General features: G+C 69.3%; 11 protein-coding genes, 1 tRNA gene and 2 pseudogenes. 7 read left to right on the forward strand and 7 right to left on the reverse strand.

Annotated features, from left to right (window positions below):
• Window positions 1-31: 31 nt before the first annotated feature.
• The 5 genes from E1H18_RS14570 to E1H18_RS14590 all read right to left on the reverse strand — a co-directional run bounded on the left by E1H18_RS14570 (window position 32) and on the right by E1H18_RS14590 (window position 3449).
• Window positions 32-1513 (reverse strand): integral membrane-like protein, encoded by a 1482-nt coding sequence (locus E1H18_RS14570; protein WP_172269652.1) that lies wholly within the window; start codon window positions 1511-1513, stop codon window positions 32-34.
• Window positions 1514-1582: 69 nt separating this feature from the next.
• Complete coding sequence (locus tag E1H18_RS14575) at window positions 1583-2257, reverse strand: hypothetical protein (protein ID WP_206679069.1); 675 nt, start codon at window positions 2255-2257, stop codon at window positions 1583-1585.
• 136 nt (window positions 2258-2393) lie between these two features.
• Complete coding sequence (gene nusG, locus E1H18_RS14580; RefSeq protein WP_172269657.1) at window positions 2394-2951, reverse strand: transcription termination/antitermination protein NusG; 558 nt, start codon at window positions 2949-2951, stop codon at window positions 2394-2396.
• Window positions 2952-2961: 10 nt separating this feature from the next.
• On the reverse strand, window positions 2962-3282 hold the full coding sequence (gene secE, locus E1H18_RS14585; RefSeq protein WP_172269659.1) for a preprotein translocase subunit SecE: 321 nt from the start codon (window positions 3280-3282) through the stop codon (window positions 2962-2964).
• Window positions 3283-3373: 91 nt separating this feature from the next.
• Window positions 3374-3449, reverse strand: a tRNA-Trp gene (locus E1H18_RS14590).
• A 177-nt stretch (window positions 3450-3626) separates the two neighbouring features.
• Here E1H18_RS14590 and E1H18_RS26790 point away from each other — a divergent pair.
• Window positions 3627-3698, forward strand: a pseudogene (locus E1H18_RS26790) (hypothetical protein); the annotation flags it as partial.
• A gap of 338 nt (window positions 3699-4036) precedes the next feature.
• Here the strand turns inward: E1H18_RS26790 and E1H18_RS14595 are convergent.
• Window positions 4037-4441, reverse strand: coding sequence for a hypothetical protein (locus tag E1H18_RS14595; protein WP_172269661.1), 405 nt, complete (start codon window positions 4439-4441; stop codon window positions 4037-4039).
• A 355-nt stretch (window positions 4442-4796) separates the two neighbouring features.
• Between E1H18_RS14595 and E1H18_RS14600 the strand changes: the two genes are divergently transcribed.
• The 5 genes and pseudogenes from E1H18_RS14600 to E1H18_RS27330 all read left to right on the forward strand — a co-directional run.
• Complete coding sequence (locus E1H18_RS14600; RefSeq protein WP_172269663.1) at window positions 4797-5627, forward strand: ferredoxin--NADP reductase; 831 nt, start codon at window positions 4797-4799, stop codon at window positions 5625-5627.
• Window positions 5628-5631: 4 nt separating this feature from the next.
• Window positions 5632-6852 carry a gephyrin-like molybdotransferase Glp gene (glp, locus tag E1H18_RS14605; protein ID WP_370526520.1) on the forward strand — a complete coding sequence of 407 codons (1221 nt, stop codon included), beginning with the start codon at window positions 5632-5634 and terminating at the stop codon, window positions 6850-6852.
• Between the two features lie 124 nt (window positions 6853-6976).
• Entirely contained in the window at window positions 6977-8863 is a 1887-nt protein-coding gene (locus E1H18_RS14610; RefSeq protein ID WP_172270366.1) for a polysaccharide biosynthesis protein, read from the forward strand.
• Window positions 8864-8865: 2 nt separating this feature from the next.
• Window positions 8866-9612 (forward strand): type I methionyl aminopeptidase, encoded by a 747-nt coding sequence (map, locus tag E1H18_RS14615; RefSeq protein ID WP_172269665.1) that lies wholly within the window; start codon window positions 8866-8868, stop codon window positions 9610-9612.
• Window positions 9613-9624: 12 nt separating this feature from the next.
• Window positions 9625-9721 (forward strand): annotated as a pseudogene (locus E1H18_RS27330) (hypothetical protein); the annotation flags it as partial.
• Between the two features lie 25 nt (window positions 9722-9746).
• Here E1H18_RS27330 and E1H18_RS14620 read toward each other — a convergent pair.
• Complete coding sequence (locus E1H18_RS14620; RefSeq protein WP_172269667.1) at window positions 9747-10640, reverse strand: LysR family transcriptional regulator; 894 nt, start codon at window positions 10638-10640, stop codon at window positions 9747-9749.
• Window positions 10641-10738: 98 nt separating this feature from the next.
• On the opposite strand from E1H18_RS14620, the gene ilvD reads away from it, so the two are divergent.
• Entirely contained in the window at window positions 10739-12592 is a 1854-nt protein-coding gene (gene ilvD / locus E1H18_RS14625) for a dihydroxy-acid dehydratase (RefSeq protein ID WP_172270368.1), read from the forward strand.
• The last annotated feature ends 2 nt before the right edge of the window (window positions 12593-12594 follow it).

Here is a 12594-nt window from a genome sequence, read left to right on the forward strand (position 1 = left end):
CGAGAATAACGCCCACCCTGTGGATAACTTTCTACCGCTTGCGACGCAGACCCAGCAAGACCAGCAACACCAAAGCCGCCGCCCCGCTCGCCAGCCCGCCCCAGCGCTCCTGCCACAGCACGCGACGCTCGACCTGGTAGACGCCCGGACGCCCCTCGAAGGTGATCAGCGGGCCGTGTGACGGGATCTCCTGGCCATCGCGAGTGACCCGCCAGATCGGAAAGGCCGCGCGGCCCAGGGTGACCGGCCCTGCGGCGTGGATCTCGATGCGCGCGCTCCGAGGCAGACGGTCGTAGGCCGAGACGTCCGCCGTGCGCTGCGTCCCCGATACTCCGGCCGCCGGCAGGCCGTGCGGCAGGTATTCCGGCGCCTCGCTGCGGATCGCCAGGACCGTGACGGCGTCGGGCTGGGCGCGCAGCGCCACGGCGGCCTGGGCGATCATCATGGCGACCGGCACGACCAGCACGATGCGTCCCGCCGACAGCGCCAGCCCTCTGGGCGGATGGGCCATGACGGCGGTGATGGCGGCGAACTCGACCACCACCAGCAGCCGCCAGGGAAACTGCGCCTTGGCCAGCAGCGGCAGGTCCCACAGGAACGGGATCAGCCCCAGGGCCGCCAGGGCCGCGACCAGCGTGACCCAAGACCAGAAGCTCCGCGACGGGACGGCCAGCAGCGTCCAGCCCAGGGCCGCCCCGGCGAACAGCGCCAGGTTCAGCAGCGACAGCCGCCACACGAACCAGCTGGCCGGCTGATAGTACGGGCTCCACAGCAGGTCGGTGGAGATGTGACCCTGCAAGGTCATGGCCGGCAGCCAGTAGATCGCGCTGAGCCCTGCGCCCAGCGCGGCGGCCGCGATCCCCGGCGCGACGATGGCCGGGGCCTTCGCCGCCCGCCAGATCGCCAACGGCAGGATAAGAAAGACGCAGGCCAGCAGCGCCGTGGGCAGGTGCGACAGGATCAGGCCGGCAAAGGCCATCGCCAGCAGCACGACGCCCTTGCGGCGCGGCAGCAGCTCGATCCCCAGGGCGATCAGCGGCAGCCAGATGAACCCCGCCGCCTCAGCCAGCGCGCCGCGCACATAGAGGTCGGCCAGGTGATAGGGCGCGGCCATGTAGAGGATGGCGCCCAGCAGCGGCAGGGTCCGCCGGAACCGCAGCCAGGCGTACATCGCCAGGCCCGAGCCCAGCAGCAGGCCGAACGACAGCAGTTGCACGGCGCGCTGGGTCGACAGGCCCAGAAACTCCAGCCCGCCGGCGATCCAGTGGGCGAACGGCGCATAGAAATAGAAGGTGGGACTGCCCAGCCCCGAGAAGCTTTCCGGGAACCAGCGCGGATAGAGCTCGCCGCGGCAAAAGCCCTCGGCGACCTGGTGGGTCCAGAGGATGTTGTAGATCCACGAATGCGACTCGCCCGGCCCCCACAGGAAGCCCGGCGCGCACAGGATCACCGCCGCCAGGACCAGAAGCCCCAGCTCACGACGCGTTCCGATCGGCTGTGTCCATCCCGGCAAGGAACCGCCCTTTTCGCCACCCGTCCGCAACTTGCGGCGACGACCTTAAGAATTCCCGCCCGACGGCGATCAGGGCGCCGAGGCGGCCACCCGCCGCTGGAGATCCGCCACGATGCGCACGCTCTCCTGCGACATCGCCTCGAGGTGCTGGATGTCCTGGGAGAAGACGGCCAGATCCTGGCTGGAGGCGAACCTGTACTGCCCGTTGCGCTCCTCCCAGTCGACGACGGCCAGCCGGGCCACGCACCGTTCGATCGTGTCGAAGGTGTCCAGCGAGAGGGCGTGAAGCCGCCGGCGCTGGGGCCCCAGCTCGGTCAGCAGCGTCTCGAGCGCCGTCCGGTAGTGCGCCTTCAGCGGCGGCGTGAGACTGCTCCTGGCGATCAGATCGAACATCGCCGCATCGTGCTGGCTGCGCAGACGCAGGCCGCGATCGGCCAGGGCGCGCGCACTGGCCAGGCGGCTTCGGGTCAGGGCGCCGTCCGCGTCACGCTTGCGAAACACCGGCGAGACCAGCTCAGGAAGGTTCAGCGCGGCCAGGTCTCGCGAGATGGCGGCCTCGGCGGCGTTGTTGACGGCCACCATGCGCTGCATCTGCTGCGCGACCTCGCCCACCTGGCGCTGCTGCGCCGGCGTCAGGTTCGAGAAATAGAGGTCGGACGCCGTCGGCTGCTGCGCCGGAACGGCGAAGGCCACAGCTGGCCAGGCCAGCAGACACAGCACGATCGCCTTGGCCGTCTTCACCATCGTCTCCCCCGAGCCCACGGCAGCGCTTCTAGCATCGGCGGCGGCGCCGTCCCAGCGGATCGGCTGAAGAGGCAAAGCAAAAGCCCCGCGCCTTGCGGGCGCGGGGCTTTCGAACTTCGATCGATCGAAAGACCGGTTAGGAGATCTTTTCGACCTGGGCGTATTCCAGCTCGACCGGCGTGGCGCGGCCGAAGATCGAGACGGTGACGCGCAGGCGGGCCTTCTCTTCGTCGACCTGCTCGACCGAGCCGTTGAAGCTGGCGAACGGGCCGTCGATGACGCGGACGTTCTCGCCGACTTCGTACAGGACGACGGTCTTGGGCTTCTCGACGCCTTCTTCGATGGCGCCGACGATGCGCTGGACTTCCTTTTCGGAGACCGGCATCGGCTTGGAGCCGCTACCCAGGAAGCCCGTGACCTTCGGGGTGTTCTTGATGAGGTGGTAGGCCTCGTCCGAGAGATTCATCTTCACCAGCACGTAGCCCGGGAAGAACTTGCGCTCGGCGTTGATCTTACGGCCGCGGCGGATCTCGACGACGTCTTCCGTCGGCACCAGGATCTCGGAGAAGTTCTCCTCCAGGCCCTGGTTCTTGGCCTGCTCGCGGATGCTCTCGGCCACCTTCTTCTCGAAGTTCGAGTAGGCGTGGACGATGTACCACTTGTGGTTCGGGTTGGACGCGGTTTCGGTGCTCATCGTCTCTATCTTATCCCGCGGTGGCCAGCTTCAGAAGCTGGTTGACGGCAAAGCCCAGGCCGCCGTCGACGGCCATGAAGAACACAGACGCGACGACCACCATGATGAAGACCATCACCGAGGTGATCCAGGTCTCCTTGCGGGTGGTCCAGGTGATCTTGCGGGCTTCAGCGCGGACTTCACGGAAGAACTGGACCGGGTTGGTCTTCTTCTTCGGGGCGGCGGGAGCGGCGGTCGTCGTCGCGCCGGCGCCCGCGGGCGCCATCGCCGCTGCCGTCTTCGCGGCGCGGTTCTTGATCGCGGACGGGCTGGATCCCGGTTTCCTGGCCATGCTCTTGAGGCTCACGACTTCCAAAAACGCGGGCCGGAGCGACCCGTTGGCAAAAACGCGGGCCGGAGCGACCCGTCGGAAACTTATATAGTGGCAGGAGTGGGGGGACTCGAACCCACGACTTTCGGTTTTGGAGACCGACGCTCTACCAGCTGAGCTACACTCCTGCAGACCGGCCGCCCTTTCGGGCCGACGGACATCCGGTGACAGCAAGAGCGCCGATAGGCCGTGAAGCCTCGGCGCGCCATGTCCTGTCGCCAGAGCCGCGCCATTTAGCAGGGTCGAATGCAGCGAGCAAGCGGCGTGCGATGGTTTGCGGGATTTGGTTGTGGAAGCGCCGTCGCAGCCTCGCCCAGCGCCCCCTCCGTCACGACGCGTATCCGCGCCGCGCCACCTCCCCCGTTGCACGGGTGAGGAGGAAGCCGCTCATCCTCCCTCGCATAGCGGGGGAGGTGGATCGCTGCGAATACGCAGCGAGACGGAGGGGACGCTCAGGCCCCTGTCACCCCGCCGGATCGGAACACCCAGCCGGCGCGTTATCGTGTCATGCCCACGACACCTTCGCCCACGCCAAGCTCCGCCCGCCCCTCGAATCGAGAGGTCGAGCACGAGAATCAGAAACCAGCGCCCAAGGACGGCCAGCCACCGCGCCCTGCGACCGAGCCGGCTGGCGCGGACGACAGCACCCGCTCGCCGAAAACCCGGACAGATCCGGGCTCCGGCGAGGGCTGAGGCGCAGTTCCTGAAGGCCGGCCTAGCCGGCCTTCTTGGCGTCCTTGCTGTCGGCCGAGGCGGAAGCCGCCGGCGGCGCGCCACACTGGATGCCCAGATAAGACCACTTCACGTCCGTCAGCTGGCGGCCGCATTCGGTGTTCTTGCCCATGTCCTTGCCGCGCAGCGAGACCGCCACGCCCTTGCTCAGATCCGGGGCCGGACTGGCCGTGCTGATGTCATAATATCCACCGCCCCGTCCCTTCATGACGAGGCATGAGGTGTTCTCGACGGGCCTTACACACCCAGACGCCGTGACCGGCGTCCCTTCGACAACAACCTGATTGGCCTGCGCGACTTTCGTCTTCGCGCCGCCGTCACTGCAACCAGCCAAACCAAACGCTAACAGACCGGCCGCCGCGGCGGCCCCTATGAACCTTACCCGCATACGTTCCTCCGTATCGTTGGCTCCGCGAACGAAGCAAGGGAACTCTGCGCCTGGATTCAGGGGCCGGCAATCACATTTTTGACAGATTCGAAAAACCCCTTCGCAAATTTTGACGAAGTCGGAAAAAACTTCTGCTTGGCCGCAGAACCGCAACAAAAATCGTCGACATCCCAAGAGCTGAGCGCCGGATGACAATCGGGGCGGCAGCGGCGAAGTCTCTCAGTTTTCCGCGCCTCGCTTTTAGACAACCGGCGTTGACTCGACGGGACCCAACTCGCATGAGACGCGCGTCGCCCCAGGGCCGCGGCGGCGACCGCCCTCCCCGCGCCACGCGCGCCAGATATCAAGAGTTCAGATGACGGCCACCGCCACCGCCGCTCCGGCTCCCGTCAAGGAAGCCCCGTACTTCACCGAGAAGGTGCTGTGGGTGAAGCACTGGACGGACCGCCTGTTCAGCTTCGCCATCACCCGCCCGGCCAGCTTCCGCTTCCGCTCGGGCGAGTTCGTGATGATCGGCCTGCCCCCGCGCGAAGAGCTGGGCGAGAAGAAGCCCGTCCTGCGCGCCTATTCGATCGGCTCGCCGCACTTCGCCGAAGAGCTGGAGTTCTTCTCGATCAAGGTTCCCGACGGTCCGCTGACCTCGCGCCTGCAACAGATCCAGGAAGGCGACGACATCCTCCTGGGCAAGAAGCCGACCGGCACCCTGGTGCTGGACGCGGTGCGCCCGGGCAAGCGCCTGTTCCTGTTCGGCACCGGCACCGGCCTGGCGCCCTGGCTTTCGGTCGCCCGCGACCCCGACGCCTATGCCCGCTTCGAGCAGGTGATCGTCGCCCATGGCGTGCGCGAGGTGCAGGAATTGGCCTATCGCGACCTGTTCACGTCCGAGATCCACGACGACCCGCTGGTCGGCGACGAGGCCAAGGCCCAGCTCGTCTACTATCCGACCGTGACCCGCGAGGCGTTCGAACGCCAGGGCCGCTTCACCGACCTGATCGAGAGCGGCAAGCTGTTCGCGGATCTGGGCCTGGAGCAGGTGAAGTTCGATCCCGAGCACGACCGCGCCATGCTGTGCGGCTCAATGGCTATGATCAAGGACACCGCCCACCTCCTGGAGGCCCACGGCCTGAAGGAAGGCTCCAACGCCGAACCCGGCGACTTCGTCATCGAGCGGGCGTTCGTGGGCTAACCTGGTGACCGAGCCCGCGCGCCTCCTCAAGAACCTCACGGTCGAAGAGGCGCGCGGCCGGATCCTGCAAGGCGCACAGCGCCTCGGCGTCGAGCGCATCGCCCTGGCCGACGCCATCGGCCGCACGCTCGCCGCCCCCATCGTCGCCAGCCGCGCCCAGCCGCCGTTCGACGCCTCGGCCATGGACGGCTGGGCGATCCGGCGGGCGGACTATGCGCCAGGCAAGGCCTTCGCGGTCGCCGGCGAGAGCGCCGCGGGCAAGGCCTATCCGCAGGCGATCCAGGCTGACCAGGCCATCCGCATCTTCACCGGCGCGCCCGTTCCGGCCGGCGCCGATCTCGTCATCCTGCAGGAAGAGGCCGTCCGCGAGGGCGACACGGTGCGGTTCGAGGCGGGCGACAACCCGCGCGCCAACATCCGCGCCGCCGGCGGCGACTTCCAGGCTGGCGACCTTCTGCTCGAGGCCGGCGTCGTCGATCCCTGGCGTCTGACCCTGGCCGCCTCGGCGGGCCTGGCCGAGGTTCCCGTGGCCCGCCGCCCCCGCGTGGCGATCCTGGCCACGGGCGACGAGCTTGTGCCCCCCGGCGGCGCGCCCCGTCCCGACCAGATCTTCGAGAGCGGCTCGTTCGCCCTGGCCGCCCTGATCCAGGCCTGGGGCGGCGAGGCCTTCCGCCTGACCGCCGCGGCCGATGACGCCGCCGCCATCGCCGCGACCGTGGCCCCGGCGGACGCCGACCTGATCGTCACCATCGGCGGGGCCTCGGTCGGCGACCACGACCTGGTCAAGCCGGCTCTGAAGACCCTGGGCCTGGACCTGACCGTCGAGACCGTCGCCGTGCGCCCGGGCAAGCCGACCTGGTTCGGAACCCTGGCCGACGGTCGGCGCGTGCTGGGCCTGCCCGGCAACCCGGCCTCGGCCCTGGTCTGCGCCGAACTCTTCCTGCGGCCGCTGCTGGCGGCGCTGTCGGGCGGCGATCGCGAGGTTCGGCTGGTCCCGGCGGTCCTGGCCCATCCCCTACCCGCCGGCGGCCCGCGCGAACACTGGATGCGCGCGGCCCTGAGCGTCGATCTCCAGGGGCGAACCGTCGCCACGCCTTTCCCCGATCAGGATTCTTCGCTGGTCGGCGTCTTCGCCCGGGCGGATGCTCTGCTCCGGCGCCGCCTGGAGACGCCTGCGACCGGGGCCGGAGAGGTCGTGGAGGTCCTGCCGCTACGTCGCGTGTGAGCTTTTCTGGCCTTTTGAAACTTCGACGGCGACGGATTGCCGTGCTAGGTACAGTTTTGACTCTACTCGGCCCCCGGACTTTCCCGGGGTCTGGCCCGACCCACAGGCGCAAGAGGTTCCCTTGATCGGACATGTCGGCAAGATCGCGACGCACGTCCTCCTGGCCATGCTGGCCCTGCTGGCCGGACGTTATCTCGTCATCGACATGCCGTTCACGCCCGACAGCCTGCTGCAGGCCGGGATGTACGCCTTCTCGGCCCTGGTCGTCGAACTGCTGTTCCGGGTCGAGCGCAGCCCCTGGCGCTTCGTGTCGGCCAGCGACCACCTGCGCCTGTTCCGCTCGGCGGTGCTGACGGCGGCGACCTTCATGGTGCTGACCCGCTTCCTGCACCCTGGCATCGACGGCGGCCTGCGGACCGTGGCCGGCGCGGCCCTGATCCAGGCCACCCTGCTGTCGGCCCTGCGCATCTTCCGTCGCAGCGTGCACGAGCGGATGCTGTTGGACTCGGTGCTGCGCCTGGGCCCGGCCTCGATGCTGCCGACCCTGCCGCGACTGCTGATCGTCGGCTCGACCAACGAGGCCGAGGCCTTCCTGCGCGCCCCGGCGGGCCTGGGCGAGCGCTATTCGCCCATCGGCGTCGTCTCGCCTGACGACCGCGAGACCGGCGACGAGCTGCGCGGCGTCTGCGTGCTGGGAGCCATCGCCCAGTTCGACACCGTGCTGGGCCGGCTGCGTGACAGCGGCCTGTCGCCGTCCGCCATCCTGTTCCTGACCGACAGCGCCATGAGCACGTTCGGCGCCGAGCGCCTGGGTCGCCTGAAGGCCGAGGGCGTGCGCCTGCTGCGCCGTCACGGCGTGGTCGAGATGGGCGCTGCGGCGGCTGCTCCCACCCTGCGCGAGATCAGCATCGAGGAGTTGCTGAGCCGTCCGCCCGTGCGCCTGGATCCCGAGCCCGTCCGCGCCCTGGTCGCGGGCCGCCGCGTGCTGGTCACCGGCGCCGGCGGCAGCATCGGCTCGGAGCTGTGCCGCCAGATCGCCGCCAGCGGCTGCTCGCACCTGACCATGGTCGACGCCTCGGAGTTCAACCTCTTCCACATCGAGCGCGAGATCGCCGAGCGCCACCCCGCCCTGCCGCGCCGCGAGATCCTGTGCGACGTCCGCGACGCGCCGCGCGTCACCCGCGTCTTCGCCGAGCTCAAGCCCGACATCATCTTCCACGCCGCGGCTCTGAAGCACGTCACCCTGGTGGAAAACCACCCCTGCGAGGGCGTGCGCACCAATGTCACCGGCACCCGCAACGTCGCCATGGCCGCCAAGGCCTGCGGCGCGGCGCACCTGGCCTTGATCTCGACCGACAAGGCCGTGGCCCCGACCAGCGTGATGGGCGCGGCCAAGCGCGTCGCCGAGGCCGTGGCCCGGCAGTATGGCGGCGGCGGCGACATGCGCGTCAGCATCGTGCGCTTCGGCAATGTGCTGGGCTCGGCTGGCTCGGTCGTGCCGATCTTCCAGCAGCAGATCGCCCGCGGCGGCCCGGTCACCCTGACCGACGCCGACGTCGAGCGCTACTTCATGACCATCCCCGAAGCCGTGCAGCTGGTGCTGCGCGCCGTGGCCCTGTCGATGATCGCCACCGACGCCGACGAGGCCGGGGTCCTGACCCTGGAGATGGGCGAGCCGGTCAAGATCATCGACCTGGCCAAGCGGATGATCGAGCTGCAGGGCCTGACCCCCGGCCGCGACATCGAGATCAAGATCACCGGCCTGCGTCCCGGCGAGAAGCTGACCGAGACCCTGGTCGACGTGAACGAGGTGGTCCGCGCCAAGGCGCCCGGCATCATGGAGGCCGTGCGCATGTCGCCCGCCCCGACCATCGCCGACGCCCGCCTGGAGACCCTGGACGCCCTGGCCGGCGACGGCGACGAGGCCGCCGTCCGCGCCGCCCTGTTCGACCTGGTCGAGGACCTGCGCCAGACCGGCCCGTCCAAGGTCGTGAAGATCCGGGCGTCCTGAAGATGACCATCGAGAACGAAGACCAGCTGGAGAAGCTGCGCACCGTCGGCAACCTGGTGGCGCGCACGCTGGAAGCCATGGGCAAGGCCCTGGAGCCGGGCATGACCACCCGCGAGCTGGACGACATCGGCCGCGCGATGCTGGAAGCCGAAGGCGCGCGCTCGGCGCCCGAGCTGACCTACAACTTCCCGGGCGCGACCTGCATCTCGGTCGGCCCTGACTGCGCGCACGGCATTCCGGGCGACACGGTGGTCAAGGCCGGCGACCTGATCAATATCGACGTCTCGGCCGAGCTGGACGGCTATTTCGGCGACACCGGCGCCAGCTTCTCGGTTCCGCCGACGACCAAGCGCATCGAGAAACTGTGCCGCGACGGCCGGCGGGCGATGTGGTCCGGCATCCGCGCGGTGCGCCCGGGCGGCAAGCTGAACGAGGTCGGCCGCTCGATCGAGCGCTTCGCCGACCAGCACGGCTACAGCCTGGTCCGCAACCTGGCCAGCCACGGCGTCGGCCTGTCGCTGCACGACGAGCCGCGCGAGATCCCCACCTGGCACGAACCCCGCGACCGCCGCACCATTCCCGAAGGCCTAGTCTTCACCATCGAGCCCTTCCTGTCGCTGGGCGCGAACCACGTCGAGGAACTGAACGACGGCTGGACCCTGCGCCCGCCAGGCAAGCAGCCGACGGTGCAGTACGAGCATACGCTGGTGGCCACGCGGAACGGGCCGTTGGTGCTGACGCTGGTTTAGGGCAAGCGCCCCCCCTCCGTCACGTCGCCTATCGGCGCCGCGCCACCTCCCCCGCAAGCGGGGCAGGAAAAGAGCGGCTTCCTCCTCACCCGTGAAACGGGGGAGGTGACGCGCGAAGCGCGACGGAGGGGGCGCTATCCATCCACCAACCTCAACAACCCCTGCAACGTCGGCGCGTCATCGTCCCGCCGCCAGGCCAAGCCGGTCTCCAGCACCGGCGCGTCCTCGAGATCCACATAGGCCACTCCCGCCCGCGCCAGGTTGCGCAGGGACGCGGGCACCAGCGCCACGCCCAGACCGGCCGAGACCAGGCTGATGATGGTCTGCATCTGGATCGCCTCCTGGACGATCCGCGCCGGTCGCCCCCGCGCCTCGAAATAGCCGGTCACAAGGTCGTGGAAGGCGGGCGCCACAGTGCGCGGGAACAGCACCAGCGGCGCGTCCAGCAAGGCCTCAGGCGCCAGCACGCCATCGCGCAACGACAGCCGGCCATCGGCGATCCAGGCGGCCGGAGCCGCTGCGACCAGGGGCTCGGCCACTAGCCGGCGATAGACCAGCGGCGGCGGAAGCTGGCGGTCGGGCGGCGGGATGACGATGCCGGCGTGGCGCTCGCCCGCGACCAGGGCCGGGATCTGCAGGTCGCTGGTGGCCTCGACCAGGCGGATTTCCACCCCGGGAAAGGCCTCGGCATAGCGGCGCACCAGGTCGGGCAGCACGCTGTAGTCGGCGGTGCTGACGAACGACAGGGTCAGGTAGCCGGTCTGGCCGTCGCGTAGCCGCCGGGCCGTCTCAGGCAGGGCGTCGAGCTGCGCCAGCGCCTCCAGCACGTGCGGCAGCCACTGCTCGCCCAGCGGGGTCAGGCGCACGCTGCGCTTGGTGCGGACGAACAGGGGCGCCCCCAGTTCCTTCTCCAGCGCCTGGATCGACTGGCTGAGCGGCGGCTGGGTCATGCGCAGCCGCTCGGCGGCCCGGCCGAAATGCAGGGTCTGGGCGACGGCGGCGAAATGGCGGAACTGGCGAACGTCCATTCTGTCGTTCTACGACCTAATCGGCGCGCACTAATATATTTTTCGATCGATAGCGCCTGGCGTAAAAGACCCCACAGCCGACATTGAGATTGACCGACATGCCTCCCTATCGCTCGCGCACCTCCACCCACGGCCGCAACATGGCCGGCGCCCGCGGCCTCTGGCGCGCCACCGGCATGAAGGACGAGGACTTCGGCAAGCCGATCATCGCCGTGGCCAACAGCTTCACCCAGTTCGTCCCGGGCCACGTGCACCTGAAGGACCTGGGCCAGTTGGTCGCCCGCGAGATCGAGGCCGCCGGCGGCGTCGCCAAGGAGTTCAACACCATCGCGGTCGACGACGGCATCGCCATGGGCCACGGCGGCATGCTGTACTCCTTGCCCAGCCGCGAGCTGATCGCCGACAGCGTCGAGTACATGGTCAACGCGCACTGCGCCGACGCCATCGTCTGCATCTCCAACTGCGACAAGATCACCCCCGGCATGCTGATGGCCGCCATGCGCCTGAACATCCCGGTCGTCTTCGTCTCGGGCGGGCCGATGGAGGCCGGCAAGGTGCAGATCAAGGGCGCGATCCGCTCGCTGGACCTGGTCGACGCCATGGTCGTGGCCGCCGACGACAAGTACACCGACGAGGAGGTCACCGCGATCGAGAAGGCCGCCTGCCCGACCTGCGGCTCGTGCTCGGGCATGTTCACCGCCAACTCCATGAACTGCCTGACCGAAGCCCTGGGCCTGTCTCTGCCCGGCAACGGCTCGGTGCTGGCCACCCACGCCGACCGCGAAGCCCTGTTCAAGGAAGCCGGCCGCCTGGTCGTTGATCTGTGCCAGCGCTGGTACGAGCAAGAAGACCCCACCGCCCTGCCGCGCGGCATCGCCACCCGGGCCGCGTTCGAGAACGCCATGAGCCTGGACATCGCCATGGGCGGCTCGACCAACACCGTGCTGCACCTGCTGGCCGCTGCCAGCGAGGGCGGGGTCGACTTCGGCATGGCCGACATCGACCGCCTGTCGCGGAAGGTCCCGTGCCTGTCCAAGGTCGCACCGGCCAAGGCTGACGTGCACATGGAGGACGTCCACCGCGCCGGCGGCGTCATGGCCATCCTGGGCGAGCTGGAACGCGGCGGCCTGATCGACGCTACGCAGCCCACCGTCCACGCCACGACCATGGCCGAAGCTCTGGCCCGCTGGGACATCGGCCGCACCAACAGCCAGACCGCCCGCGAGCTGTTCAGCGCCGCGCCAGGCGGCAAGCCGACCCAGATCGCCTTCAGCCAGGCCGCCCGCTGGGAAGAGCTGGACCTGGATCGCGAGAAGGGCGTCATCCGCTCGGTCGAGCACCCTTTCTCCAAGGACGGCGGCCTGGCCGTGCTGTTCGGCAACCTCGCTCCCGAGGGCTGCATCGTGAAGACGGCTGGGGTCGACGAGTCGATCCTGACCTTCAAGGGGAGCGCCCGCGTCTATGAGAGCCAGGAGACCGCCGTCAGCGGCATCCTGGGCGGCCAGGTCAAGGCCGGCGAGGTCGTGGTCATCCGCTACGAAGGCCCCAAGGGCGGCCCGGGCATGCAGGAGATGCTGTACCCGACCACCTATCTGAAATCGAAGGGCCTGGGCGCGGCCTGCGCCCTGATCACCGACGGCCGCTTCTCGGGCGGCACTTCGGGCCTGTCGATCGGCCACGTCTCGCCCGAAGCCGGCGAAGGCGGCCTGATCGCCCTGGTGGAGACCGGCGACTCGATCCTGATCGACATCCCCAACCGCGGCATCACGCTGGAAGTCTCCGACGCCGTCCTGGCCGAGCGCCGGGCCGCGCAAGAGGCTCGCGGCGCCGACGCCTGGAAGCCCCTGGACCGCAAGCGCGAGGTGTCGCCGGCCCTGCGCGCCTACGCCGCCATGACCACCAACGCCGCCAAGGGCGCGGTGCGGGACGTCAGCCAGGTGGAGCGCAAGTAGGC

It is taken from the genome of Caulobacter sp. RHG1 (assembly GCF_013181195.1).
Classification (GTDB): Bacteria; Pseudomonadota; Alphaproteobacteria; order Caulobacterales; family Caulobacteraceae; genus Caulobacter.

Bases quoted from the DNA above. Each gene is read 5' to 3' on its own strand.
- E1H18_RS14620 (WP_172269667.1), bottom strand. From the start codon at position 10,640: ATGGACGTTCGCCAGTTCCGCCATTTCGCCGCCGTCGCCCAGACCCTG.
- nusG (WP_172269657.1), bottom strand. From the start codon at position 2,951: ATGAGCACCGAAACCGCGTCCAACCCGAACCACAAGTGGTACATCGTC.
- map (WP_172269665.1), top strand. From the start codon at position 8,866: ATGACCATCGAGAACGAAGACCAGCTGGAGAAGCTGCGCACCGTCGGC.
- E1H18_RS14575 (WP_206679069.1), bottom strand. From the start codon at position 2,257: ATGGTGAAGACGGCCAAGGCGATCGTGCTGTGTCTGCTGGCCTGGCCA.
- E1H18_RS14600 (WP_172269663.1), top strand. From the start codon at position 4,797: ATGACGGCCACCGCCACCGCCGCTCCGGCTCCCGTCAAGGAAGCCCCG.
- E1H18_RS14595 (WP_172269661.1), bottom strand. From the start codon at position 4,441: ATGCGGGTAAGGTTCATAGGGGCCGCCGCGGCGGCCGGTCTGTTAGCG.
- ilvD (WP_172270368.1), top strand. From the start codon at position 10,739: ATGCCTCCCTATCGCTCGCGCACCTCCACCCACGGCCGCAACATGGCC.
- secE (WP_172269659.1), bottom strand. From the start codon at position 3,282: ATGGCCAGGAAACCGGGATCCAGCCCGTCCGCGATCAAGAACCGCGCC.